Origin of the sequence: Azospirillum rugosum (assembly GCF_017876155.1) — a bacterium.
GTDB classification, from domain to species: Bacteria; Pseudomonadota; Alphaproteobacteria; order Azospirillales; family Azospirillaceae; genus Azospirillum; species Azospirillum rugosum.
Genome location: NZ_JAGINP010000011.1, coordinates 59,709 through 83,297 on the forward strand (window position 1 = coordinate 59,709; position 23,589 = coordinate 83,297).

A 23,589-nucleotide genomic window follows, 5' to 3' on the forward strand; every position below is an offset into this window, starting at 1 on the left:
ACGCTCCGGCCCAACCCACCCCGGCGTATCGTTCGGGTAGGTTGGGCGGAGTGCCAGCGGAGCCCAACGGCAACCACGCCGTCAGAAGCTGGTGTTCAGCGTCACCAGGAAGGTGCGCGGGGCGCCCGGGGTGATGTTGTTGTTGCTGTTGGCGGTGCTGAAGTACTTCGCGTCGAACAGGTTCTGCACGTTCAGCTGCGCCTTCACGTTCTCCGTCACGTTGGCGTAGACCGCGGCGTCGAAGCGGGTGAAGCTCGGCAGGGTGACGGTGTTGTCCACGGCGGCGTAGGTCTTGCTCTGGTGGATCACGCCGAGGCCGGCGCCCCAGGTGTCGGTGAACTGGTACTTGTTCCACAACGAGAAGGTCTGGCGCGGCACCAGCGGCACCGTCGCGCCCGCCGCGGCGGCGGAGGTGCGGTTGACGATCTCCGCGTCCTGCAGGGCGTAGCCGCCGGCGATCTGCCAGCGCTCCGTGATGTTGCCGGCGATCCCGACCTCGAAGCCGCGGGTGCGCTGCTTGCCGGTCTGCACCACGAGGCCCGGGTTGACCGGATCGGGGGCCGACGTGTTGGTCCGCTCAAGCTGGAACAGGGCGGCGGTCAGGGCGAGGTTGGGCAGAATCTCGTACTTGGCGCCGATCTCGTAGTTCTGGAACTTCTCCGGCTCCAGGTTCACGGTGGTGCTGGTCAGTGAGGTGAATTGGTCGCCGGAGCTGGGCAGGTACGACACGCTGTAGCTGGCGTAGAAGGACAGCGGCTGGACCGGCTTGTAGACCACGCCCACGCGCGGCGACACCAGCGTGTCCTGGCGGTCCAGCGACTGGCCGTTGCGGCGGTTGTCGAAGTCGATGTCGAACCGCTCCACGCGCACGCCGCCGATCAGCTGCCACTGCTCCGTCAGCTCGATCTGGTCCTGGACGTAGCCGGACACCGTCGTGGTAGTGGAGGTGGCGTTGGCGTCCGTGGCGCTCTGCCGGAAGGTGACCGGGCCGAAATAGAGCGGGTTGGACACGGGCACCAGCACCGACGTGGCCGTGGAGCCGGCCCGGCCGAAATAGCCGGTGTTGCGGAAGCTGTCGGTCTTCTGCCGGCCCACTTCCAGGCCGGTCACCACCGTGTGCTTCACCGACCCGGTGTTGGCCTTGAAGATCAGGTCGGTCTGATTGAACAGGTTCTCGCGCTTGGTGGAGTTGTTGTAGGCGGCAAGGCTGTCCTGGGTGCCGGCGGCGTTGACCGCGCCCGCGAAGATGTTCTGGTAGAACTTGTCGTAGTTGGCGTAGCGGAAGCGGTCGCGGATCGTGATGCTGCTGTTGAACTCGTGCTCGATCAAACCATCGACGGCGTGCGCGTTCACGCGGGCGTTGCTGAGGTCCGGGTTGCCGAAGAACGTCGACTCCCGCGTCTCCAGCGGCGCGCCGCGGAAGGACGGGATGCCGCGGTCGGCTGTGCGGTCGTCGCGGAAGAACTCGTAGCCCAGCCTGATCTTGGTCGAATCGGTGGGCGTGTAGGTCAGGGTCGGGTTGATGCCGTACCGCTCCAGCCCGACATAGTCGCGATAGCTGTCGGAATTCTCAACGACGCCGTTCAGGCGCACGGCGAAGTCCGGCGTGATCGCCTGGCCGACGTCGCCGGTGGCGCGCTTGGTGTTGAAGGAGCCGCCCGTCGCGCTGAAGTTGCGGATGGTGCGGCCGTCCGCCTCCTTGATCACGCGGTTGATCACGCCGCCGCCGCCGCCGCGGCCGAAGATCATGGCGTTGGAGCCCTTCAGCGCCTCGACCCGGTCGACGTTGTAGAGGTCGCGGTAATACTGCACGTCGTCGCGCACGCCATCGACGAAGAAGTCGGCGGTGGTGCTTTGGCCGCGGATGGTCAGCTGGTCGCGGTTGCCCTCACCCTGGCCCGGCGAGATGCCGGGGATGTAGCGCACCACGTCGGACAGGCTCTGCATCGCCTGATCCTTGATCAGCGATTCCGGCACGACGGTGATCGACTGCGGCACGTCCTGCAACGGCGTGTCGGTCTTCGTCGCGCTGGTGGTGCGCTTGGCCACATAGCCCTCGACCGGCGAGGCCGACGGCGCCGAGGCCCCCACCGTCACCGGGTCGAGCACGACCGCCCCGCCCGTTCCCGTCCCCTGCGCCTGGGCCTGTGCGGCGCCCCCAGCCGCGAACAGAACCGCCATCGCCGTCGTCGTCCGCAGCCATCCCGCGCGCCGCCCCCGCGCGCCCCGCGCAACCATACCCGTCATGCTCCCGCCTCGTCGTAAGGATCGAATTTTGCAATTGAGAATAGTTCTCAAAACTCGACCTCTTTCATACGGGGTAGATCGATCATTCGCAAGCTAAATTGCGAATGACTCGCATTCCTATCTGCCGGGTAGCAAAAAGCCCCGCCGGTGAACCGGCAGGGCCTCTCTGAAAGAACGATTGAACGCGGAGAATCGGGCGTGGCGTTCAGGCGGCCGACCAGTGCCGCATCGGGCCGACATCGACGTGCACGAAGTCGCTGTCCGGGTAGTAGCCGACCCCGCCGCCGCGCAGGCTCAGCGCCGCGCGCTGAAGGTTGCGCAGCGCCAGCCCCGGCACCCGCAGGTCGATGGCCTTGCCCTGCATGTGGAAGCTGTTCTGCGCCACGCCGGAGCCATCGCGCTCGCGCAGCCACGCGTTGGATTCCGGCGAGCGGTAGCCGGAGATGATGTGAACCGGGCCGCGGTTGCCGACCTTGCGGGTGAGGTTGTGCAGCAGATCCAGCAGCTTCGGGTCGATGGGGTGGATCGCGCCGGTGCGGTGGTCGCGCAACAGGTGGTTGATCTCGCGCAGGCCCTCGCGCTGATAGCGCCCCTTCGACCAGTACTCGGTCCGCACCCGCTCCCCGGTGTGGAGATTGAGAAGGGTCAGCATCCGGGGCGGAGCGCGCAGCGCCGCTTCCGACACCTCCGGTGCCATGACCATTCCGGCGGCCGCGGCCGCCAAGCCCAAGCGCAGCAACTCGCGTCGGCCAAGCTTGCCCGCTCCGGTCGACGTGGGTTTCGCTACGGTCATATCGCCTCCATCAGGTCCCAAACCGGGCTGGCTGAACACGCCATAGCCCTTTCGTTTGAGACTTTTTGGAGTCAGACCCCCACCCGGTGTCAAGAAACCAATGGTTAACGATTGCCCGATAGGGCGGATTTCCGCGGATTTTCGCGGATTGCCACGCGACTCGATCGGCCCGATCGGTCCGTTACAACGCCGAAACACAACGCGACTCCGCCCCGAGTCGGCCCTGGAGCGCGACCGATTCGCACCGCGCGCAAGGCGTCGTGGCGCAGGGCCATGGCGATACCGCGGCAGCGGTACGCTGTCCAGAGCATGTTTCCAAATCGCATCAGCGTGTGACAAGGATGCCACAACAATCAGCAACCAAAAGCGGTGCTGCGGCGAATTGTACCGTTTAGGCTTCGGTAAGGAATCCACCCCCATAGTTTGGATAGTGAAAAACTGTGCGGCGATTTATGTCCGTGTCCGCGGTCACCACAGCCCCTCCCCCCGCCTCTCCCACGCTCAGGCCCGACCAGCTGGCCGAGGTGCTGGAGCGGCACGCCCGCTGGATCAAGGGCCAGCCGGGCGGCGCGCGGGCGAACCTGTCGCACGCGGACCTGGAGGGGGCGGACCTATCGCAGCGCGACCTGCGCGGGGCGCGGCTGGCCGGCGCGCGGTTGGCCCGCAGCCGGCTGAACGGAACCAACCTCGCCGGCGCCGACCTGTTCGCGGTCGACCTGCGCGACGCCGACATCACCCGCGCGAACCTGATGCAGACCGACCTGCGCGGCGCCCGCCTGCGCGCGGCGGACTTTTCCAACGCGAACCTGCGCGGCGCCGACCTGCGCGCCGGAACGCTGGAACCGGGTGGCACCAGCCGGCGCAGCCCCGGTCCGGACCTGACGCAGGAGGCGGAAACCACCCGGCAGATCCACCGGACGGCGCTGGCCCGCCTTCAGGGTGAGGCGACCGCCATGGGCGGCATTCCGACCGACCTGACGGGCGCCCTGCTGGTCAACGCCAACCTGACCGACGCCGACCTCACCGGCTCCATCCTGCAGAACGCCGACCTCACCGGGGCGGTGCTGACCAACGCCAACCTGTCCGGCGTGCGCCTGAACGGGGCCAACCTGTCCGGGGCGCTGCTGGACGGCGCCACCTTCGACGACGCGGACATGGTCGGCACGCGGATGGCCGATTGCGACCTGTCGCAGACCAACCTCGGCAACGCCCGACTCACCCGCCCCATCGACAGCATGGGGTCGGAGATCCAGCGCGCCATCTTCGACCACGAGCGCTGGATCGAGAGCTTCGGCCAGCGCGGCGAACGGGCGGAGTTGGACGGGGCGGACCTCAGCCGTGCCGACCTGCGCCGCGTGAACCTCAGCGCCGCGTCGCTGCGGGGGGCCAACCTGTCGGACGCGGCCCTGACCGGCGCGCAGCTGATGATGGCCGACTTGTCCGGGGCGAACCTGGAAGGCGCCAACCTGATGGGCGCCGACCTGTCCGGCGCGAACCTCAGCTACGCCAAGCTGTCGGGCGCCGACCTGACGCGCGTGAACCTCGGCCCGGCGGAGATCAAGGACCCCACCGGACGGCCGACCGGCCGCTCCTGGGCGGCCAACCTGATGGGGGCGGACCTGCGGCAGGCGCTGCTGGTCGGGTCCTGCCTGACCCAGGCGAACCTGACGGAAGCCGACCTGGAGAACGCCGACCTCGACGGCGCGGATCTCGCCGGCGCCAAGCTCCAGCACGCCCACCTCCGCGGCCGCCCGCCCCGCCGCCGCTGAGGCGTGGACCCAACCGGCCTCGTCGTCCCAGCGAAGGCTCTACGGTATTCACACATCTCTCGGTTGCGGTAGTGCATTGATCAGCAAAGAAAAAGCCCCTCTCCCCTTGGGGGAGAGGGGTTGGGGTGAGGGGTCGCTTACGGGCGGTAGCCCGGAAACGAGTCTTTTAAGGTTGAGCAACAACGAAGCTTCTGGCCGGCCGAGGCCGGCTGCCACCCTCACCCCAACCCCTCTCCCCTCAAGGGAGAGGGGCTACTCGCCTCTTGGCATACATATCCTGCTGCGAATGCGAAACGCGCCTGCGAGATGTGTGAATGCCGTAGAGCGAAGGCTGGGATCCAGGGCACCCCGACCAGTCTCCGATGAGCCCTGGATTCCCGCCTTCGCGGGAATGACGGCTGTTTCCCTGTCGACGAACCGCTCCGCAAAAAGAACCTCTTGCACACAGAAGCGATCAGTGGAAAATTTGCGGTCATGGACGATATTGACCGCAAGATCATCGCGCATATCCAGCAAGACGGGCGCGCTTCCTACGCCGACATCGGGGCGGCGGCCGGACTGTCCGTGTCCGCCGTCAACGAGCGGCTGAAGAAATTGCAGGCCGGCGGGGCGATCCAGGGATGGGGTGCCCGGCTGGCGCCCAAGGCGCTCGGCCTCGACGTCCTCGCCTTCGTCGAGGTGCTGCTGGAACGGCCGGAGCACGACGCGCCTTTCCGCGCCGCCGTGCTGGCCATGCCGGCCGTGCAGGAGTGCCACCACGTCACCGGGGAGTGGTCCTATCTGCTGAAGGTGCGCGTGCCCGACACGGAGGCGCTGGAGCGCTTCCTGTCCGACCGGCTGAAGACCCTGCCGGGCGTGACGCGGTCCCACACGGTGATCGCGCTGTCTTCTGTGAAGGACACGCCGGCCCTGCCGGTGGAATAGGGTTGGGAGTGGGACCATGGACAGCCTGCCCGTCCTGCTGAAGGGCCTTGCCATCGGGCTCAGCATCGCCGCACCGGTCGGGCCGATCGGGCTGCTGTGCATCCGCCGCACGCTCGCCGACGGGCCGGCGCATGGCTTCGCCAGCGGCCTTGGCGCGGCCAGCGCGGACGCGGTCTACGGCGCCATCGCCGGGTTCGGCGTGGCGCTGGTCACCGACGCGCTGGTCGGCAGCCAGACCGCGTTGAAGCTCGTCGGCGGGCTGATGCTGCTGTGGCTGGGCTGGAGCACGCTCCGCGCTCGTCCCTCGGATCGGCCAGCGGACCGGCCGGCCGCCGCGCGGACCGCCGGCGGGCTTGCGGGGGCCTACGCCTCCACCTTCCTGCTGACGCTCGCCAACCCGGCGACCATCCTCAGCTTCGCCGCGGTGTTCGGCGGGCTGGGTCTGACGCCGACCTCACCCACGAACGGCGGAACGGGAGACAGCACGGCCGTGGCCGCCGTTCTCGTGCTCGGCGTGTTCGTCGGATCGGCATTGTGGTGGCTTGCGCTCAGCGCCTCGGTCGGCGCTTTCCGGCGTCGGGTCACGCCCGCCGCCATGCTGTGGATCAACCGCGCGTCCGGCGCGGTTTTGGGAGGTTTCGGGATCGCGGCGCTCGCCTCGCTCCTCTAAGCGCCCTCCCGGCGCTCCTGCCTTGAGACGAAAACCTTACAGAAGGGCCGTGACCGGACCGCCGAGGACGACGGTGGCGACCACGAGCAGGGCAACCGCCACCAGCTTCTCCGCCGGCGACCAGCGCTGCCAATCCTTCTTGAAGCTCTTCAGATCCTGGGCCATGGCATCCTCCGCCATCCCTGAAAGTCCGTGCCTGCGTCAATCCTGCGCTTGACCAGTTGATGTTTGGTTAACGCGCAGCAGCTGTTGGCTCTTCCATGAAAATGCCACAGCCCCTCCAAAATATAGGATGATCCAGATCAAGTAGAAGAAAATTTGCCGACAATTTTGGGGATCGCCTTGCGGGGCTCTCCGGCGGGTGTCCGGTCCCACCGTTCGAAGGGTTCCCCCGGCCGCGCCGGAGCCCCAAATTGTCAAGAAAGAGGCTGGTGGGGGTGCGTGGCGTGAGTGGACTGAAGATCGGCCTTGCGCTCGGCAGCGGGGCCGCCCGCGGCTGGGCGCACATCGGCGTCCTGCGCGCGCTGGAGGAGATCGGGGTCGCGCCGGACGTGATCTGCGGCACCTCCATCGGCGCCGTCGTCGGCGCGGCCTACCTGACGGAGCAGCTCGACGAATTGCAGAGCTGGGCGCAGAACATGGGCTGGCTCGGCATGCTGGGCATCATCGACCTCACCTTCCGCCGCGGCGGGCTGGTGGCGGCCGAACGCGCCTTCGACCGCTTCCGCAACCACCGCACCGAGGTCGCCATCGACCAGCTGGACCGGCCCTTCGCCGCCGTCGCCACCGACCTCAGCACCGGCCGGGAAATCTGGCTGCGCGAAGGGCCGCTGCTCAGCGCCGTGCAGGCCTCCGCCGCGATGCCCGGCCTGTTCCCGGCGGTGCGGCGCGACGATCACTGGCTGGTCGACGGTGCCCTGGTCAACCCGGTGCCGGTGTCGCTGTGCCGCGCGCTCGGCGCCGACGTGGTGATCGCCGTGAACCTGAACAGCGAGCTGTCGCCGCTCGCCCGCCCTGCCCTGCGCGGCGCCCCGGCGGCGGCCCGCGCCCGTGCTGCGGCGGCCCCGGCGCCGGCGCCGGTCGTGGTCCCGGAAGCGGCGGCACCCGCGGGGGACGCCACCTCGCCGGCCTTCACCGGCTTCACCTCGCAGATCGCCTCCTGGCTCGGCCGCCGCCCGGTGCCGCGCACGCGCTTCCTGGCGAACCAGCTGGACCACACCACGGCGCCGGCCCCCAACGTGATGCCCAGTGTGATGGACGTGATGGCGGGATCCATCGACATCATGCAGGACCGCATCACGCGCTCCCGCCTCGCCGGCGAGCCGCCGGACGTGCTGATCGCCCCACGCCTCGCCCACATCGGCATCCTGGAGTTCGACCGCGCCGAGGAGGTCGTGGAGATCGGCTACGCCGCCGCGTCCATCCTCCGCCCGGCGCTGGAACTGGCGCTGCGGCGGGCGTGAGGCGTCACAAAGGAGCCGCCGGCCACATCCACGTCAGCTCGTGCTTGTTGTGCGACAGGTGCAGCACCCGGCCGCCGGGGATCGCGGCGAAGGCGCGGGCGGTCTCGTGGTCGGTCTCGGCCTGAAACTTCAGCGTGCAGATGAAGCGCTTGGCGAGCCCACTGTCCATCCACTGCTGCACCAGACGCAGCAGCCGCGTCGGGTAGCAGATGACGTCGCAGCACAGCCAGTCCACCGGGCCGACGTCCTGCGGCTTCAGGCCGAAGGCGCTCTCCTGGCGGAACTCCACGCGCGGCAGGGCGGCGATGGCGGGGTCGAGCGGCGCCTTGTCCACGCTGACCACGCTGGCGCCCAGCTCGTGCAGCACCCAGGTCCAACCGCCGGGACAGGCGCCCAGGTCGATGCAGCGGTCGCCGGGGCCGGGCTGCTCCCCGAACAGCGTCAGGGCTTCCCACAGCTTCAAATAGGCGCGGTTGGGCGGGGCCGTCCGGTTCTCGACGAAGGCGACCTCGCCGTGGCGGTACGGGCTGGAGCAGCGCGCCGCCGCGACGATGGTGTTCTCATCCAGCAGCGTCCAGGACCCCAGCGGCGCCGTCGGCAGCGCGGAGGGGAACACGACCGGCTTCGCCGAGACGTGCGGCAGGTTCTCCTGGATCAGGTTGGCCCGGCGGTGGTGGCGCAGCGACCAGAGCGCCCAATTGCGCTGAATCCCGCGCAGCGCCCGCGCCCCGTCCTTGATCGAGGCGATCTCGATTTTCACCGGGTCATACCAGATGTTTTGCGCCCAGGCGGCCGGCCGCGCCGGGCCGGGCGCGAAGACCAGCCGGTCCTCCACCGCCGACACGTCGCCCAGCTCCGCCACGAGGTCCTGCACGAAGCCCTCGGGCGCCAGATAGATGGTCTGCCCCAGGGGCTCGTGCCCCGGAGTCGTGGAGTGCGCTGCGTCAGTCATGCGCAGGGGCTACCGCTCCCGCGGCCGGAATGCAAGCGAAGTCCGCACCCGCCCGGCGTACCCCTGCGACACCGCGCCACACCCCGTGAGAATCACTGGACCTGTGACCTGGATCATTTGACAATCATTCTCAGTCGCACTACACCAATTCACGCGAACCAGCGCATCCCCGGCCCCCTTACGGCACGGTCGCGGATCACAGCGATGACGAGGGCTCATGTACGTTTGCATCTGCCACGCGTTGAACGACAAGCAGGTCTCCAAGGCCCTCGACACCGGCGCGCACACGCCGGCTTCCATCTTCCGCCACCATGGCTGCCAGGTTCAGTGCGGCAAATGCGTGCCCCTGATGCGGGAAATGGCCCAGGATCACCGCAGCCGCCAGTGCGGCGCGTGCGCCACCACCTGCACGCCGGAGCCGGCGAACGCCGACGCCTATCCGTACGGCGTCGCGGCGGAGTAACCCGCCCGGTCACCCCTTCCGGAATCCTGCCCGGAGTCTTGCCCTGAGTCTTGTGGGGACACAGCCGTACTTTCGGCTGCGACAATGCGTCCCTGTTCTATGCAAATGGTTTGGTTGACGAACCGTCCCGAATGCGGCAGAACCGCACCACCAACCAAACACAACAAAAGCTGAATTCCGGGCCGGACCCAACCGCCCGAAAACAGGGACGCTTGATGAAATAATCAAACTTCGGGAACCGGGCACGTCTTGCGTTGTATATGCAGGACAACCCGGTCGGTTTTCTTTTTGGCAGCGCAGCGCACAACCTGTTGCAATGCACCATCGCGACAGCAAGCATTGTGCAAAGCACAGGTTCATTGAACGCCCGACACCCTGCTGCCGGCCGATCAACACCGAAGAGATCCAAAGGGGGATCCATCCATGAGCTGCCGTCAACGGCAAGCCCACGATACGTTGTGCCGTGATCTTCTCTTCCACGCCACGGACCGGCTCGACCGGCTGCGCAGCCTGGTCGAGCGCCGGACCCAGCCGGACCGGGAAGACATGGAACGTACGCTCGACGCCCTGCGGGGCCTGCTGAACCGCGTGACCGGCCGGATCGAGGCCGCGCACCTCGCGACCGACGACGCCTGGCCCTTCGCCCGCGCCATGGCCGACCAGGCGATCGAGGAGCTGGTCGCCAGCCTCGACGCCGCCGAGGCCCGTCTCAAGCGCGCCGCCGCCTGACCGCGGCGCGCACCCTTTTTACTCCACCAGCGACATCCCGGCGGGGAGCGGTTCGGCGGGCAGCGTGATGACCACCGTCGTGCCCTCCCCCGGTCGGCTGCGCACCTCCAGCCGGCCGCCGTGCGCCTCGACGAAACGCTTGGCGAGCGGCAGCCCCAGCCCGGTGCCCGACTGCGACTTCGTCATGTAATTGTTGATCTGGCGGAACGGCTGCATGGCGATGCTGACCTCTTCCTCCGTCATGCCGATTCCGCTGTCGGTGATGAACAGGGCCACGGCGCCGTCGGCGTCGCGGCGCGCGTCGGTGCGGATGGTTCCGCCTTCCGGCGTGAACTTGATGGCGTTCGACAGGATGTTCAGCACCGACTGGCGCAGGCGCAGGCTGTCGGCGTCGACGACCAGATCCGGCGGCACCGCCCCCGCCTTCACCGTGATCCCCTTGCGGTCGGCCAGCGCTTCGACCAGTTCCAGGCATTCCATCACCAGCGTTCCCACCGTCACCGGCTCGCGGTGCAGGTCGAGCCGCCCGGATTCGATCTTCGCCATGTCCAGCACGTCGTTGACGAGCGTCAGCAGATGCTGGCCGGAGGCATGGATGCTGGCGATGTATTCGCCATGCTTGGGCGGGCACGGCCCGAACAGCCCGCTCATCAGCGCTTCGCTGAAGCCGATGATGGCGTTCAGCGGCGTGCGCAGCTCGTGGCTCATGTTGGCCAGGAACTCCGACTTGGCGCGGTTGGCCGCCTCCGCGTGGTCCTTTTCCGCCTCCAGGTGGCGGCGCTGCTCCACCAGCATGGCCTCGCGCGCCGCGCGGGCGTCGCTTTCGGCCTTGCGTCGGCGGTGGTAGTCGCGCGTCACCACGAGGCCGAGCACCAGCGTGGCCATGCAGGCGACGAGGCCGCCGGCGGTGATGGTCCAGCGACTCTGCACCAGCTTGCCGCGCACCTGCGCCGCCGGCACGCCCAGCGCGACCGCCCACCCCGTCTCGGCCGAGCGGTGGATGACCGAATAGACGAGCTGGCCGTCCTTGGTGACCAGCGGATACAGCCCCTGCCGGTTGCGGGTCAGCATCTCCTCCAGCGACGGGGTCACGCGCTGGCCCACATACAGCTCCGGCTCGCGCGAACGCGCGGCGATGATCAGCGCCGGATCGATGGCCGCCACCGTCCAGGACGACGGCAGCCCCGCGGCGCGGACCACCGCGTCAAGGCTGTCCAGCCCGACCGCCAGCGAGAAGACGTGGCGGATCGCGGCCGATCCCAGGATCGGGGAGCGGATGATCAACGCCGGCCGCCCCGGCGGGCCGCCGGGCGGCAGGACACCGCCGACCACCGTCTTCCGGGTCTCCACGACGCGGCGCGTCACCGGGTCCAGGCGCGGCGGCGGAAGATCGGCGCCCAGCGGAAACTGCGTGTGGAACAGGAAGGTGAGCGTGTCCGCCTCGACCAGCCCGGCGGCCAGCCAGCCCGGCTGGTTCTGCACCGCCTCGATCGCCTCCGCCTGCAGCGTGGGCAGGTCGTCGATCGAACGGCGCCCGAGCGCCGCCAGCAGTTCCAGCGGACGGGCCTGGCTGACCAACTCGCGGTCGATGGCCAGCGAGAGCGAGCGGGCGTGGCCGCGCAACTCCGTCTCAAGCTCCTCCTGCTGCTTGTGATCGAGGATCCACACCACGATCACCAGGAACAGCAGGAGCGGGGTGATGGTGGCAAGCCCCAGCCCCAAGGTCGAAGACGGCAGGCGCAACGGTGTCTCCGGCAAGATCGCGGACGCCCTTTGCGCGGGCCCCCGTCACGATTCGTCCGTGTGGCGACGCTCCCTGTCAAGCCGGACTCTCGGCCCAACGGCGAAACGGGCGCGCTCAGCCCACGGCGGCGAGGATCCGGGCCAGCTCCACCGCCGTCTTGACCCCCATCTTCTCGAAGACGTGGGCGCGGTGGACCTCCACCGTTCGCATGCTGATTCCCAGGTCGTCGGCGATGACCTTGTTCAGCTTCCCGGCGATGACGAGGTCCATCACCTGCCGCTCGCGCTGGGTCAGCGAGGCGAGCCGCGCGGCGACGCCCGCCTGCCCCGCCTCACGCTCCCGCTGGTCGGCGTCGAAGGCCATCGCCTCGATGACCCGGTCGACCAGGTCGTTGTCGTTGAACGGCTTCTCCACGAAATCGCGGGCGCCCTTCTTCAGGGCCGACACCGCCTTCGGCACATCGCCGTGGCCGGTCAGGAACAGCACGGGCATGCGGCAGCCCAGGTCGCGGAGACGGTCGAACAGCTCCAGCCCGCTCATCCCGTCCATGCGGATGTCCAGCAGCAGGCAACCGGCGAGGTCCGGCGCGTAGTCCGCCAGAAAGGCTTCGGCCGAGGGCCAGACGGCGACGGGCACGTTGCGCGACTGGAACAGCCAGCCCAGCGCGTCGCGGATCGCCTCGTCGTCATCGACGATGTGCAGCTTCGGCTCGCTCATGATCCGACAGGTCCGCCTGCAGGCAGGGAAAAGACGAAGGCGGTGCCGCCGCCGGCAACTCCCCCAGGGGCGGGCTCGAACCACAGGCGGCCCTGGTGGTGCTCGATGATGGACCGGCAGATGTTCAGGCCCATGCCCATGCCCTCGGTCTTGGTGGTGAAGAACGGCGAGAACAGTTTTTCCGCATTTTCCGGCGAAATTCCACAACCGCGGTCGCGGATGCGCGTGATCACCGCGCCGTCCCCAGCCTGAGAGGCAACTTGCACGGAGATGGACAGGACCCGCTCCTCCGGCCGGCTGCCCGCCATGGCCTCGATCCCGTTGCGCATCAGGTTGGTCACCACCTGCTGCAACAGGATGCGGTCGCCGGCCACCGCGGGGATGGCGCCGTCCGTCTCCAGCACCAGCCGCACGCCCTGCTGCTTGGCGTCGGCCTCCATCAGCGCCACGCAGTCCTCCACCACCCCGACCAGGCAGCAGGGCGCGACGTTGGGCTCGCTCTTGCGCACGAAGTCGTGGATGCGGCGGATGATCTGCCCGGCGCGCCGGGCCTGGGCCGACAGCTTGTCGAGCGCCGTCGCCAGCTCGTCCGGCTGGATGCTGCCGGCGCGCAGCCGGTTCAGGCAGCCCGTGCAATAGCTGGCGATGGCCGACAGCGGCTGGTTCAGCTCGTGCGCCAGGGTGGAGGCCATCTCGCCCATGGTGATCAGGCGGGCGGTGTGCTGCAGCCGCTCCTGCTGGCGGCGGGCCAGCTCCTCCGCGCGCTTGCGCTCGGTGATGTCGAGCACCGATCCCATCCAGCCGGTGTGCCGCCCCCGGGCGTCGATCAGCGGCGCCTCGTAGATCAGCGCGTCGAAACGCTCCCCGTTGGAGCGGCGGAATCGCAGCTCGAAGCCGTTCGGCGGGGCGTTGCCGGCCAGGACGGCGCGGAACACCTCCTCCGTGTGCTCCCGGTCCTCCGGCAGCCAGTAGGGCATGACCGGGCCGCTGCCCACCAGTTCCTCCGCCGTCCAGCCGACCATGCGGCAGAAGGCCGGGTTCACGTAGATGATCCGCCCCTCCAGGTCGCGGGCGCGCATGCCCACCGTCAGGCTGTCCTCCATGGCCTTGCGGAAGGCGTGCTCGGCGCGCAACGCCTCCTCGGCCCGGATGCGCCGGTCGATGTGGCGCCGCACCGCCCACAGGCTCCACAGCGCCGAGGCGGTCAGGGCGAAGATCGCCGACACCAGGATGTTGCGCCCGACGTTCCCGCCGGACTGGTGCACGGTCGCGACCAGCATCAGGCCATGGCCGGGCGGGTCGAAGGCGACGGTGTGGCTGTGCCGCGGCTCCGGCACGTCGATGCGGGACTTGGCCCCGAGCACCGCGCCATAGGGGTCCACGACCTCCAGCTGGTAGCGCTGGGCGAACCACCACGGGACATGGTGGGTCAGCATCGCGTCGATGGACAGCACGCCGGCCAGCGCTCCGGCGAACTCCTGTCCCTTGAAGACCGGGATCACGATCTCGAAGGCGCTGTCCGTGCCCTCCAGCCGGTAGGGCGCGGAATAGGCGCGCCGGCCGGAGGACTGGGCGATCAGGAAGGCGTCGGCGCGCGGGCTGGGGCCGAAGGCGTCGTCCTGGGTGGGGTCGTCCTCGACCGGCGGTTCCGACAGCAGCGGCCGCCCTTGCGCGTCCAGGCGGACCACCCGCTGGATCGCCGGGTTGGCGGTGACGACGTAGCGGGCCATGGCGGCGAAGCGGGCGGGATCGGTGTCCTCCCGCCCCAGCGTCTCGGCCAGATGCTGAAGCTTCTCCTCGTCGGACGTCAGCTGGAAATGGAGGTTCTGCTCCACCCACAGGATGTCCTTGATGAGGGTGAGGGTCTCCTCCTCCCGCTCGCTCCGGTGCAGGAGCCAGAGGAAGACGCCGAGCAGCAGGACCACCAGCACCATGGCGACGACCGGCATGGCCTGCATCGGGCCGCGGTGGCCGAGGCCGGTGCCGGAAAAAAATTTGCTGACGGCGGTGCCGTTGACGCTCAGGCTCATGGTGGGACGACGCTGTGCTGCGGTTCCGAAGGCTCATCCTTCCGGATACGGATTTCCACAATAGCGGCCCGGCTCGAAATTATCGAACAATGTCGTCCGCTCAAGATATCGACAATCTGCGGCCTGAACGATGGCCGCCCAACAAAATCAGTGGAGGACGTCCCTTATGAAGCTCGTGAAGCTGCTGAGCGCCGCCGCGGCGGTCGGCTGCCTGATGGCCTCTCCGGTCGCCCTGTCGGGCAAGGCCTACGCCCAGGACCAGATCGTCATCAAGTTCAGCCACGTCGTCGCCCCCGAGACGCCGAAGGGCAAGGGTGCGGAGAAGTTCAAGGAACTGGCGGAGCAGCGCACCGGCGGCAAGGTCAAGGTCGAGGTCTACCCGAACAGCCAGCTCTACAAGGACAAGGAGGAGCTTGAGGCCCTCCAGCTCGGCGCCGTCCAGATGCTGGCGCCGTCGCTCGCCAAGTTCGGCCCGCTGGGCGCCAAGGAGTTCGAGGTCTTCGACCTGCCCTACATCTTCCCGAACAAGGAAGTCCTGCGCCGCGTGACCGAGGGCCCGATCGGCAAGCAGCTGTTCCAGAAGCTGGAAAGCAAGGGCATCATCGGCCTCGCCTACTGGGACAACGGCTTCAAGATCATGAGCGCCAACAAGCCGCTCATCAAGCCGGAGGACATGAAGGGCCAGAAGATGCGCATCCAGTCCTCCAAGGTTCTGGACGCCCAGATGCGCGCGCTCGGCGCCCTGCCGCAGGTGATGGCCTTCTCCGAGGTGTACCAAGCCCTTCAGACCGGCGTCGTCGACGGCACGGAGAACCCGCCGTCGAACATGTACACCCAGAAGATGCACGAGGTGCAGAAGCACGCCACGCTGACCGAGCACGGCTATCTCGGCTATGCGGTCATCGTGAACAAGAAGTTCTGGGACGGCCTGCCGGCCGACGTCCGCACGACGCTGGAAGGCGCGATGAAGGACGCCACCACCTTCGCCAACGACATCGCCCAGGCGGAGAACGACGGCGCGATGACCGCCATGAAGGCGTCGGGCAAGACCACCTTCCACGAGCAGACCAAGGACGAGCGCGCGGCCTGGGTGAAGGCCCTGTTGCCGGTCCACAAGGACGCCGAGTCCCGCGTCGGCAAGGATCTGATCCAGCAGATCTACAAGGAAGCCGAAGCCGCCGGCTTCAAGATGTAACGACACGGTCGGGAACCCTCGTCCCTTTCGCGATAAGGGTTCCCGCCAGCATTTTCCACCGTCATCCCCGCGAAGGCGGGGATCCAGGGCAACACGGGAAGTCCTCGAAATGCCCTGGATCCCCGCCTCTCACGCTGGCAGAGCCAGCGCTGACGGCGTCAAGCGGACCGAAGGTCCGCTGAGAGCCTTCGCGGGGATGACGAATGAGGGCGAAGGCCGGAAACAACCGACCCCACCCGCTACGCGAGGGCGCTCTTTTTCTATGCGCGCCGGAGCCACCGCCATGCTCATGAAACTGCTCGACCGGCTTGAGGAGGTGTTGATCGCCACCCTCATGGCCGCGGCGACGCTGATCATCTTCGTCGCCGTCGTGCACCGCTACGCCTCCGGCGTGCCGGTGATCCAAGACTACGTCCTGCACTGGAACTTCGCCTGGGCGCAGGAGCTGTGCATCTACATGTTCGTGTGGATGGCCAAGTTCGGCGCCGCCTACGGCGTGCGCACGGGCATCCACGTCGGCGTGGACGTCCTGATCAACAAGCTGGACACGCCCGTCCGCGCCAAGTTCATCGTCTTCGGCCTGCTGGCCGGCGCGCTGTTCACCGGCGTGGTCGGCACGCTGGGCGCCAACTTCGTCTGGCACATGGCGGACACCGACCAGACCTCGGCCGACCTGGAATGGCCGATGTGGATGATCTACCTGGCGATCCCGCTCGGCTCCTACCTGATGTGCTTCCGCTTCCTGCAGGTGACCTGGAGCTTCATCCGCACCGGCGAGCTGCCCCACCACGACCACGGCCATGTGGAGGGTCTGGAGGAGGACAAGACCGACCCGCAGCGGGCGGCGCAGGACGTCAACTGGTACGAGATGGACGACAACCTGCACCCGCACGACCGCGCCCACCACAACGGGCCCAAGGACTCCGGCCCCAACGGTACGGGTAAGGAGACGAAACGATGAGCGCCGCCATCATCTTCGGGCTGCTGCTGGTCCTGATGCTGACCGGCATGCCGATCTCGATCTCGCTCGGCCTGACGGTCCTCACCTTCCTCTTCACCATGACGGAGGTGCCGATCCAGGCCGTGGCGCTGAAGCTGTTCACGGGCATCGAAAAGTTCGAGATCATGGCGATCCCGTTCTTCATCCTGGCCGGCAACTTCCTGACGCACGGCGGCGTGGCGCGCCGCATGATCAATTTCGCCACCTCCATGGTCGGCCACTGGCACGGCGGGCTGGGGCTGGCGGGCGTGCTGGGCTGCGCGCTGTTCGCGGCGGTGTCGGGCTCCAGCCCGGCGACGGTGGTCGCCATCGGCTCCATCATCCTGCCGGCGATGGTGAACCAGGGCTTCCCGCGGCAGTTCGGCGCCGGCGTCATCACCACGTCGGGCGCGCTGGGCATCCTGATCCCGCCGTCCATCGTGATGGTGATGTACTCCGTCGCCACCAGCGGCAGCGCCCATTCCGCCTCGGTCGGCCAGCTCTTCATGGCGGGCGTGATCCCCGGCCTGATGCTGGCGGCCCTGCTCGGCGGCGTCACCTGGTACCGCGCGCGCAAGTTCGGCTACCCGCGGCTGGAAAAGGCGACGGTCGCCCAGCGCTTCCACGCCTTCCGCGAGGCGATCTGGGGCCTGCTGCTGATCGTCATCGTCATCGGCGGCATCTACACCGGCGTCTTCACCCCGACCGAGGCCGCGGCGATGAGCGCCGTCTACGCCTTCATCATCGCGGTGTTCGTCTACAAGGACATGCCGCTGTCGGGCGTGCCGAAGGTTCTGCTGTCGTCGGCGAACATGTCGGCGATGCTGCTCTACATCATCACCAACGCGGTGCTCTTCTCCTTCGTCCTAACGTCGGAGAACATCCCGCAGACCATCGCCGACTGGATCGTCGGCCAGGGCTTCGGCGTCGTCGCATTCCTGCTGGTGACGAACATCCTGCTTCTGGCGGCCGGCAACTTCATGGAGCCGTCGTCGATCGTCCTGATCATGGCGCCGATCCTGTTCCCGGTGGCCGTGAAGCTTGGCATCGACCCGGTGCATTTCGGCATCCTGATCGTCGTGAACATGGAGGTCGGCATGTGCCACCCGCCGGTGGGCCTGAACCTCTACGTCGCGTCGGGCATTACCAAGATGGGCATCACCGAGCTGACCGTGGCCGTCTGGCCCTGGCTGCTGGCGATGCTGGGCTTCCTGGTGCTGATCACCTACGTGCCGATCCTGTCGCTCTGGCTGCCGCGCACGCTCGGCATGATGTAGCCGAGCCGGCGAGCCCACGCTTTCCGCAACCCTCCGCCCCCGTGGCGGAGGGTTTTTCTTTTGCCGCTACCGGCGCACAATCGCCCGATCCTTCGAAGCACCCCGGCCCGATGGCCGGCGGGCGCAAAAATCAGGGAGAGACCGGGTTGGACACGCTTCGCATCTGGGGCCGCGCGAATTCCGTCAACGTGCAGAAGGTGCTGTGGTGCTGCACGGAGCTTGGCTTCGCCTTCGAACGCATCGACGCCGGCCTGCATTTCGGCCAGGTGGACACGCCCGAATACCGGGCCATGAACCCGAACGGGCGCGTGCCGACCCTGGTCGACGGCGACGTCGTCCTGTGGGAATCGAACGCCATCATCCGCTATCTCGCCCTGAAGCACATCGAGCAGGCCCCCGATGGCGCCGGCGGTCGCCTCTACCCCGTCGGTGCGGCGCCCCGCGCGCGGGTGGAGCGCTGGCTGGATTGGACGCTGGCGACCTTGCAGCCGGCCGAGCGCGACCTGTTCTGGGGCATGGTGCGCGTCCCGCCGGAGAAGCGCGACATGGCGGCGATCACCGCTTCGGCGAAGGCCTCGGGCGCGGCCTGGAGCGTGCTGGACGGCCATCTGGCCCACGGCCGACCCTTCGTGGAAGGCGACCATTTGACCCTCGCCGACATCGTCCTCGGCGGCTACGCGCGCCGCTGGTACGGGGTGGAGGTGGCGGACCGGCCGGACCTCCCGCGGCTTCGCGCCTGGTACGACCGGGTCGCCGAGCGGCCCGGCTTCCAGCGCTACGTCGCGCCGCCCCTCACCTGACCACCTTTCCCGCCCTCACGCCGCCTTGATCGCGGTCAGGAAGCGCTGCACCTCGTCGCGCAGGGCGACGAAGCGGGCCTGCAGGGTCTGCGCGACCTCCACCGACTCCCGCGCGGCGGTCGCCACCTCCGAGGAGGCGTCGGTGGCGACGGCGATGCTGCGCGTCACCGTCTCCGCCTCGCCGGCCACGGTGCGGACGCGGTCGGCGATCTCGCCGGTGGCCTCCAGCTGCTCCTCCACCGCCCGGGCGATCTCCGAGGAGCGCTGGGACAGCTGGCCGATGGTCTCGGTGATGGCGCCGATGGCGCCGACGGTGTCCTGGGTGACCGACTGGATCGCGCCGATCTGGGTGGCGATCTCCTCCGTCGCCTTGGCGGTCTGGCTGGCCAGGTTCTTCACTTCGCTGGCCACCACCGCGAAGCCCTTGCCGGCCTCCCCGGCCCGTGCGGCCTCGATGGTCGCGTTCAGCGCCAGCAGGTTCGTCTGCCCGGCGATGGAGGTGATCAGGCTGGTGATCTCCCCGATCTTGGCGGCGCCGGCGGCCAGCGCCTCCACCGTCTGGCGGCTGGCGTCGGCCCGGTCGATCGCCTGGGCGGAGATGGCGACCGACTGCTTCACGCTCTCCGCGATGGAGCGGATGGACTGGGTCAGCTGCTCGGCTGCGGCGCTGGCGGTCTGGACGGTGCGGCTGGTCTCGTCGGCGGCGCCGGCCACCGTGGCGTTGCACTGGTCGGCGCGCAGCGCGCCCTCCAGCATGGAGCCGGCGCTCCCCTTCATCTGCGCGGCGGCGGCGGAGGCCTCCCCCACCGTGGTCTGGACGGAGCGGTCGAAGTCCGCGGCCAGCCGGGTCAGCCGCTCGCCGCGCTGCAGCTCCTCCGCCTGGCGGGCGAGCTTTTCCGCCTCCAGCCGCTCGCGCTGCTGGGCGTTCTGGCGCAGCATGTCGATGGTGCGGGCCATCGCGCCGACCTCGTCGCGCCGCTCCAGCGCCGGCACCGCGACCGCATAGTCGCCTTGCGCCAGCCGACCGAGCATGGCGGTGATCTTCAGCAGCGGCCCGGTGATCGCCGAGACGACGATGTAGAGCGCCGCCATGATCGCCAGGAAGGCGACGGCGCCGACCACCACCTGCGTCACCGCGTCGCTGGCGACGCGCGCCTCCACCCGGTCGGTGCGCAGGCGCAGCACGAACTCCCCGATGGCCTTCTTCTGCCCGGCCTGCCCGCCGACGATGGGCCGCGCCACCTCGACGAAGCCGGCGGCGCCGCGGGTATCGCCCACCTCCGCCACCAGCTTGCCCTTGTCGTCGCGCACCAGGGAGCCGAGGAAGTCCGGGTCGGAGGCCGGAGCCTTGGCGACCTCCTTCACCTGCTCGGTGTCGAGGTCGTAGAGCGGGATGGCCGCCGCGCGGGCCTGGAGGGTGGCGACCATCTCGGCGCGGGCGGCCAGCGTCTCGTGCGCCTGGGTGGTGGAACCGTGCACGCTCCAGGCGATGGCGAGCGCCTGATAGACCAGCAGCACGCCGCCGATCAGCAGCAGGGCGCGCTGCCGCAGCCCCATCCCGCCGCCCGTCCGGCTCCCCGTTTCATTGAACGTCATGGCCCGCCCCTTCTCTTGCCAACAGCCGTCAACCGCGCATCCCCGGGCGGCCCTTACTGGCTCGCCTTGAACCCGCTCTCCAGCTTGGCGAGCAGCGCCTCGGCGTCCGGCGCCTTCTTCGACACCACGACGTAGACGTCGAGCCCCTGCACCGGCGTGGCCTTCAGCTCCGGCGCGGCCTTGCCGCCGAGCGCCTGCTGCATGGGCAGGCTGTATTGCAGCAACACCGGCGCCCGGCCGGCCTGGAGCAGCTGCAGCGCCTGGTCGGCGGTGCGCGCCTCGACGATCTGCACCTTGTTCGCCGGGTCGTCCATCCAGGCCCGCCAGCCGCCGTAGGAATATCCGTTCAGCGCGATGACCGCCTTGCCCGACAGATCCTCCTTCGCCTTCACCGCCGGGGCGTCGCCCACGCCGTAGGCGTTCAGCTCGATGCGCGCGATCGGCGCGGCGCTGACCAGCGTCGTGCCCTCGAACTCCTTGACCGACTTGATGCCCAGGAAGACGTGGAACTCGCCGTCCGCGATGCCGGAGAACAGGCGGCGGGCCGGGGCCGATTCCGCCGTGTAGGCGATGCCGGCGGCCTTGGCCGCCCTGTCGAAGGCCTCCACCAGGCTCCCCTTGGCGGTCCCGCCGTCGGTCTGGGTGTAGGGCGGGAATTCCACATAGCCCAGCTTCACGGCCTGCGCTGCGGCACCGGAGATCCCGAAGCCGAAAGCCACCCCGAACACACCCGCCGCCAGCGCCCGCCGGGCACCCCGAAGCACCGTACCGATCATGGAAAACCCCCTTGCGACGCCCGCCCCCCGTGCGTCTGTTGGAGTACAAATCAAAAGGCGATCATGCGGCGCAATATATCGCCTTTTTCGACTCTTCTCCACAAGGATAGGGCTGCAATGTTGAAACCGTGTGGCAGAAATTAAACAATCCCGAGGGATTGCGGAAAGCCGTTCCGCCGCCCTAAGCTTTCACCACCCGCCCCCAGCGCCGAGGCTTTGTCCCGTGACCTCCCCGTTTCTGCCGACCGCCTGCCCGCACGACTGTCCCAGCACCTGCGCGTTGGAGGTGGAACAACTGGCCCCCGACCGCATCGGCAAGGTGCGCGGCGCCGCAGCCAACAGCTACACGGCCGGCGTCATCTGCGCGAAGGTCAGCCGCTACGCGGAGCGCGTGCATTCCCCCGACCGGCTGAAGACGCCCTTGCTGCGCACCGGCCCCAAGGGCGCCGGACAATGGAAGGAGATCGGCTGGGACGAGGCGCTGGACCGCATCGCCGACGCCTTCCTCGCTGCCGAACGGCAATACGGGGCGGAGGCCGTCTGGCCCCACTACTACGCCGGCACCATGGGCCTCGTGCAGCGCGGGGCGATCCAGCGGCTGCGCCACGCCAAGGGATACTCGCGGCAGATCAGCACGGTCTGCGACACGCCGGCCAACATGGGCTGGCTGGCCGGCCACGGCGACATCCGCGGCGCCGACCCGCGCGAGATGGCCGACAGCGACCTGATCGTGAACTGGGGCGGCAACCCGGTGGCGACGCAGGTCAACGTGATGACCCACGTCAGCCGCGCCCGCAAGGCCCGCGGGGCGAAGCTGGTCACCATCGATCCCTACCGCACCGGCACGGCCGAAGTGTCGGACCTGCACCTGATGCTGCGGCCGGGCACCGACGGCGCGCTCGCCTGCGCGGTGATGCACGTCCTCTTCAAGGAGGGCTTCGCCGACCGCACCTACCTCGACCGCTATGCCGCCGACGTGGCGCGGCTGGAAGCGCATCTGGAATCCCGCACGCCGGACTGGGCGGCCGCCATCACCGGCCTGACGGCGGAGGAGATCGTCGCCTTCGCCCGGCTCTACGGCGGCACGAAGCGCAGCTACCTGCGGCTCGGCTACGGGCTGACGCGCGCCCACAACGGGGCGGCGCAGATGCACGCGGTGTCCTGCCTGCCGGTGGTCACCGGCGCCTGGACGCAGAAGGGCGGCGGCGCGCTCTACTGCTCGTCGGGCATCTACACGATCGACCGCACCCTGTCGGAGGGGCTGGACCGGCTCGACAGCGCCGTGCGCGGCTTCGACCAGTCGCGCATCGGCGCGGTGCTGACCGGGGAGGACATCAAGGACGGCCCGCCGGTGACGGCGATGCTGATCCAGAACACCAACCCGGCGGTGATCTGCCCGGACAGCGCCAAGGTGCGCCGGGGTTTCCTGCGCGACGACCTGTTCGTCGCGGTGCACGAGCAGTTCATGACCGACACGGCGCGGCTGGCCGACCTCGTCATCCCGGCAACGACCTTCCTGGAACACGACGACCTCTACCGCGGCGGCGGGCAGATGCACATCCTCATCGGCCGCAAGGTGATCGAGCCGCAGCACCAGGCGCGCGAGAACCACTGGGTCATTTCGGAGATCGCCCGCCGCGTCGGCGCCGAGCATCCGGGCTTCGGCATGACCGCGCTGGAGATCATCGACAGCATGCTGAAGACCTCCGGCCTCGGCGACGCCGCGACGCTGACGGAGCAGCGCTGGATCGACGCCCAGCCGGACTTCGAGACCTCGCATTTCCTGAACGGCTTCGCCTTCCCGGACGGCCGCTTCCGCTTCGCCCCGGACTGGGCGGCGCTGGGGCCCTATGGCAACGACGTGCTGCCGGAACTGCCGGACCACATGATCCCCGGCCGTCCGACCGACGCGGAGCACCCCTTCCGCCTCGTCACCGCGCCGGCGCGGCAGTTCCTGAACTCCAGCTTCACGGAAACCGTCACGTCGCAGCGCCGCGAAGGCCGCCCCTCCGCCCTGATCCACCCCGACGACGCCGCCGGCCTGTCGCTGGCCGAGGGCGACGCGGTGCGCGTCGGCAACCGCCAGGGCAGCGTGGTCGTCCACGCCAAGCCCTTCGCCGGGGTCCCGCGCGGCGTGGTGATCGTGGAAGGCATCTGGCCGAACACCGCCTTCGTCGAAGGCATCGGCGTCAACACCCTGACCTCCGCCGAACCCATCCCGCCCGGCGGCGGCGCGGCCTTCCACGACACCGCCGTGTGGCTGCGCGCGGCCTGACCGAAATCCCCTCTCCCCTCCGGGGAGAGGGTCAGGGTGAGGGGGCGCCCGCAGGGCGGAAACGCAGCCTCATTGCAGCGCTTTTCCGGTCTTCGGCCGCCCCCTCATCCCAACCTTCTCCCGCTCTCGGCGGCCAGAGGCCGCCTGTCGCCGGCAGCGCCCGCAAGCGGGCGCGAGGGGCCAGAGGGGA

At 68.8% G+C, this 23,589-nt stretch carries 20 protein-coding genes; 11 read left to right on the forward strand and 9 right to left on the reverse strand.

The genetic code is table 11. From position 1 onward, the window contains the following. Positions 1 to 81 precede the first annotated feature (81 nt). Positions 82 to 2,247, reverse strand: a complete 2,166-nt coding sequence (locus J2851_RS16080; RefSeq protein WP_209767395.1) for a TonB-dependent receptor — start codon at positions 2,245 to 2,247, stop codon at positions 82 to 84. A gap of 205 nt (positions 2,248 to 2,452) precedes the next feature. After that, positions 2,453 to 3,040 carry a peptidoglycan L,D-endopeptidase MepK gene (gene mepK / locus J2851_RS16085; protein WP_209767396.1) on the reverse strand — a complete coding sequence of 196 codons (588 nt, stop codon included), beginning with the start codon at positions 3,038 to 3,040 and terminating at the stop codon, positions 2,453 to 2,455. 452 nt (positions 3,041 to 3,492) lie between these two features. On the opposite strand from mepK, the gene J2851_RS16090 reads away from it, so the two are divergent. From J2851_RS16090 to J2851_RS16100, 3 genes are all read left to right on the forward strand, one after another. Further along, complete coding sequence (locus tag J2851_RS16090) at positions 3,493 to 4,809, forward strand: pentapeptide repeat-containing protein (protein ID WP_209767397.1); 1,317 nt, start codon at positions 3,493 to 3,495, stop codon at positions 4,807 to 4,809. Between the two features lie 474 nt (positions 4,810 to 5,283). Next, the gene (locus J2851_RS16095) at positions 5,284 to 5,733 is read left to right on the forward strand and encodes an Lrp/AsnC family transcriptional regulator (RefSeq protein ID WP_209767398.1); all 450 of its coding nucleotides are present in this window, start codon (positions 5,284 to 5,286) and stop codon (positions 5,731 to 5,733) included. Between the two features lie 16 nt (positions 5,734 to 5,749). After that, positions 5,750 to 6,403, forward strand: a complete 654-nt coding sequence (locus tag J2851_RS16100; protein WP_209767399.1) for a LysE family translocator — start codon at positions 5,750 to 5,752, stop codon at positions 6,401 to 6,403. A 36-nt stretch (positions 6,404 to 6,439) separates the two neighbouring features. Here J2851_RS16100 and J2851_RS36345 read toward each other — a convergent pair whose 3' ends face one another. Then, entirely contained in the window at positions 6,440 to 6,568 is a 129-nt protein-coding gene (locus J2851_RS36345) for a hypothetical protein (RefSeq protein ID WP_264655835.1), read from the reverse strand. A 281-nt stretch (positions 6,569 to 6,849) separates the two neighbouring features. Here J2851_RS36345 and J2851_RS16105 point away from each other — a divergent pair, with 281 nt between their 5' ends. Beyond that, entirely contained in the window at positions 6,850 to 7,866 is a 1,017-nt protein-coding gene (locus J2851_RS16105; protein ID WP_307420764.1) for a patatin-like phospholipase family protein, read from the forward strand. 4 nt (positions 7,867 to 7,870) lie between these two features. Here the strand turns inward: J2851_RS16105 and J2851_RS16110 are convergent, their stop codons facing one another. After that, the gene (locus J2851_RS16110; protein ID WP_209767401.1) at positions 7,871 to 8,818 is read right to left on the reverse strand and encodes an SAM-dependent methyltransferase; all 948 of its coding nucleotides are present in this window, start codon (positions 8,816 to 8,818) and stop codon (positions 7,871 to 7,873) included. Positions 8,819 to 9,035: 217 nt separating this feature from the next. Here J2851_RS16110 and J2851_RS16115 point away from each other — a divergent pair, with 217 nt between their 5' ends. Next, on the forward strand, positions 9,036 to 9,281 hold the full coding sequence (locus J2851_RS16115) for a (2Fe-2S)-binding protein (protein ID WP_209767402.1): 246 nt from the start codon (positions 9,036 to 9,038) through the stop codon (positions 9,279 to 9,281). A 423-nt stretch (positions 9,282 to 9,704) separates the two neighbouring features. After that, positions 9,705 to 10,010 (forward strand): hypothetical protein, encoded by a 306-nt coding sequence (locus J2851_RS16120; RefSeq protein ID WP_209767403.1) that lies wholly within the window; start codon positions 9,705 to 9,707, stop codon positions 10,008 to 10,010. Positions 10,011 to 10,028: 18 nt separating this feature from the next. On the opposite strand, the gene J2851_RS16125 is transcribed toward J2851_RS16120, so the two are convergent. From J2851_RS16125 to J2851_RS16135, 3 genes are all read right to left on the reverse strand, one after another. After that, entirely contained in the window at positions 10,029 to 11,753 is a 1,725-nt protein-coding gene (locus J2851_RS16125) for a sensor histidine kinase (RefSeq protein ID WP_209767404.1), read from the reverse strand. 115 nt (positions 11,754 to 11,868) lie between these two features. Further along, positions 11,869 to 12,471, reverse strand: coding sequence for a response regulator transcription factor (locus J2851_RS16130; protein WP_209767405.1), 603 nt, complete (start codon positions 12,469 to 12,471; stop codon positions 11,869 to 11,871). Next, positions 12,468 to 14,501: a PAS domain S-box protein gene (locus J2851_RS16135; protein WP_246500705.1), complete on the reverse strand. Its 2,034-nt coding sequence runs from the start codon at positions 14,499 to 14,501 to the stop codon at positions 12,468 to 12,470. The genes J2851_RS16130 and J2851_RS16135 overlap by 4 nt, the downstream gene beginning before the upstream one ends. A gap of 166 nt (positions 14,502 to 14,667) precedes the next feature. Between J2851_RS16135 and J2851_RS16140 the strand changes: the two genes are divergently transcribed. The 4 genes from J2851_RS16140 to J2851_RS16155 all read left to right on the forward strand — a co-directional run bounded on the left by J2851_RS16140 (position 14,668) and on the right by J2851_RS16155 (position 18,752). After that, a complete protein-coding gene (locus tag J2851_RS16140; protein ID WP_209767406.1) occupies positions 14,668 to 15,696 on the forward strand; it encodes a TRAP transporter substrate-binding protein in 1,029 nt (342 codons plus the stop codon). A 283-nt stretch (positions 15,697 to 15,979) separates the two neighbouring features. Then, positions 15,980 to 16,657 (forward strand): TRAP transporter small permease, encoded by a 678-nt coding sequence (locus J2851_RS16145; RefSeq protein ID WP_209767407.1) that lies wholly within the window; start codon positions 15,980 to 15,982, stop codon positions 16,655 to 16,657. Further along, positions 16,654 to 17,952 carry a TRAP transporter large permease gene (locus J2851_RS16150; protein ID WP_209767408.1) on the forward strand — a complete coding sequence of 433 codons (1,299 nt, stop codon included), beginning with the start codon at positions 16,654 to 16,656 and terminating at the stop codon, positions 17,950 to 17,952. Before J2851_RS16145 ends, J2851_RS16150 begins: the two co-directional genes overlap by 4 nt. A gap of 146 nt (positions 17,953 to 18,098) precedes the next feature. Next, positions 18,099 to 18,752: a glutathione S-transferase family protein gene (locus J2851_RS16155; protein WP_246500706.1), complete on the forward strand. Its 654-nt coding sequence runs from the start codon at positions 18,099 to 18,101 to the stop codon at positions 18,750 to 18,752. A gap of 15 nt (positions 18,753 to 18,767) precedes the next feature. On the opposite strand, the gene J2851_RS16160 is transcribed toward J2851_RS16155, so the two are convergent. Continuing rightward, positions 18,768 to 20,348, reverse strand: a complete 1,581-nt coding sequence (locus J2851_RS16160) for a methyl-accepting chemotaxis protein (protein WP_209767410.1) — start codon at positions 20,346 to 20,348, stop codon at positions 18,768 to 18,770. A 53-nt stretch (positions 20,349 to 20,401) separates the two neighbouring features. Next, positions 20,402 to 21,124 carry a substrate-binding periplasmic protein gene (locus J2851_RS16165; protein ID WP_209767411.1) on the reverse strand — a complete coding sequence of 241 codons (723 nt, stop codon included), beginning with the start codon at positions 21,122 to 21,124 and terminating at the stop codon, positions 20,402 to 20,404. A gap of 223 nt (positions 21,125 to 21,347) precedes the next feature. Between J2851_RS16165 and J2851_RS16170 the strand changes: the two genes are divergently transcribed. Continuing rightward, positions 21,348 to 23,399, forward strand: a complete 2,052-nt coding sequence (locus J2851_RS16170; protein WP_209767412.1) for a molybdopterin-containing oxidoreductase family protein — start codon at positions 21,348 to 21,350, stop codon at positions 23,397 to 23,399. Positions 23,400 to 23,589 lie beyond the last annotated feature (190 nt).

Excerpts from the sequence above, each read along its gene's own strand:
- J2851_RS16080 (WP_209767395.1), bottom strand. The coding sequence starts at position 2,247 with ATGACGGGTATGGTTGCGCGGGGCGCGCGGGGGCGGCGCGCGGGATGG.
- mepK (WP_209767396.1), bottom strand. The coding sequence starts at position 3,040 with ATGACCGTAGCGAAACCCACGTCGACCGGAGCGGGCAAGCTTGGCCGA.
- J2851_RS16090 (WP_209767397.1), top strand. The coding sequence starts at position 3,493 with ATGTCCGTGTCCGCGGTCACCACAGCCCCTCCCCCCGCCTCTCCCACG.
- J2851_RS16095 (WP_209767398.1), top strand. The coding sequence starts at position 5,284 with ATGGACGATATTGACCGCAAGATCATCGCGCATATCCAGCAAGACGGG.
- J2851_RS16100 (WP_209767399.1), top strand. The coding sequence starts at position 5,750 with ATGGACAGCCTGCCCGTCCTGCTGAAGGGCCTTGCCATCGGGCTCAGC.
- J2851_RS36345 (WP_264655835.1), bottom strand. The coding sequence starts at position 6,568 with ATGGCCCAGGATCTGAAGAGCTTCAAGAAGGATTGGCAGCGCTGGTCG.
- J2851_RS16110 (WP_209767401.1), bottom strand. The coding sequence starts at position 8,818 with ATGACTGACGCAGCGCACTCCACGACTCCGGGGCACGAGCCCCTGGGG.
- J2851_RS16115 (WP_209767402.1), top strand. The coding sequence starts at position 9,036 with ATGTACGTTTGCATCTGCCACGCGTTGAACGACAAGCAGGTCTCCAAG.
- J2851_RS16120 (WP_209767403.1), top strand. The coding sequence starts at position 9,705 with ATGAGCTGCCGTCAACGGCAAGCCCACGATACGTTGTGCCGTGATCTT.
- J2851_RS16130 (WP_209767405.1), bottom strand. The coding sequence starts at position 12,471 with ATGAGCGAGCCGAAGCTGCACATCGTCGATGACGACGAGGCGATCCGC.
- J2851_RS16135 (WP_246500705.1), bottom strand. The coding sequence starts at position 14,501 with ATGAGCCTGAGCGTCAACGGCACCGCCGTCAGCAAATTTTTTTCCGGC.
- J2851_RS16140 (WP_209767406.1), top strand. The coding sequence starts at position 14,668 with ATGAAGCTCGTGAAGCTGCTGAGCGCCGCCGCGGCGGTCGGCTGCCTG.
- J2851_RS16145 (WP_209767407.1), top strand. The coding sequence starts at position 15,980 with ATGCTCATGAAACTGCTCGACCGGCTTGAGGAGGTGTTGATCGCCACC.
- J2851_RS16150 (WP_209767408.1), top strand. The coding sequence starts at position 16,654 with ATGAGCGCCGCCATCATCTTCGGGCTGCTGCTGGTCCTGATGCTGACC.
- J2851_RS16160 (WP_209767410.1), bottom strand. The coding sequence starts at position 20,348 with ATGACGTTCAATGAAACGGGGAGCCGGACGGGCGGCGGGATGGGGCTG.
- J2851_RS16165 (WP_209767411.1), bottom strand. The coding sequence starts at position 21,124 with ATGATCGGTACGGTGCTTCGGGGTGCCCGGCGGGCGCTGGCGGCGGGT.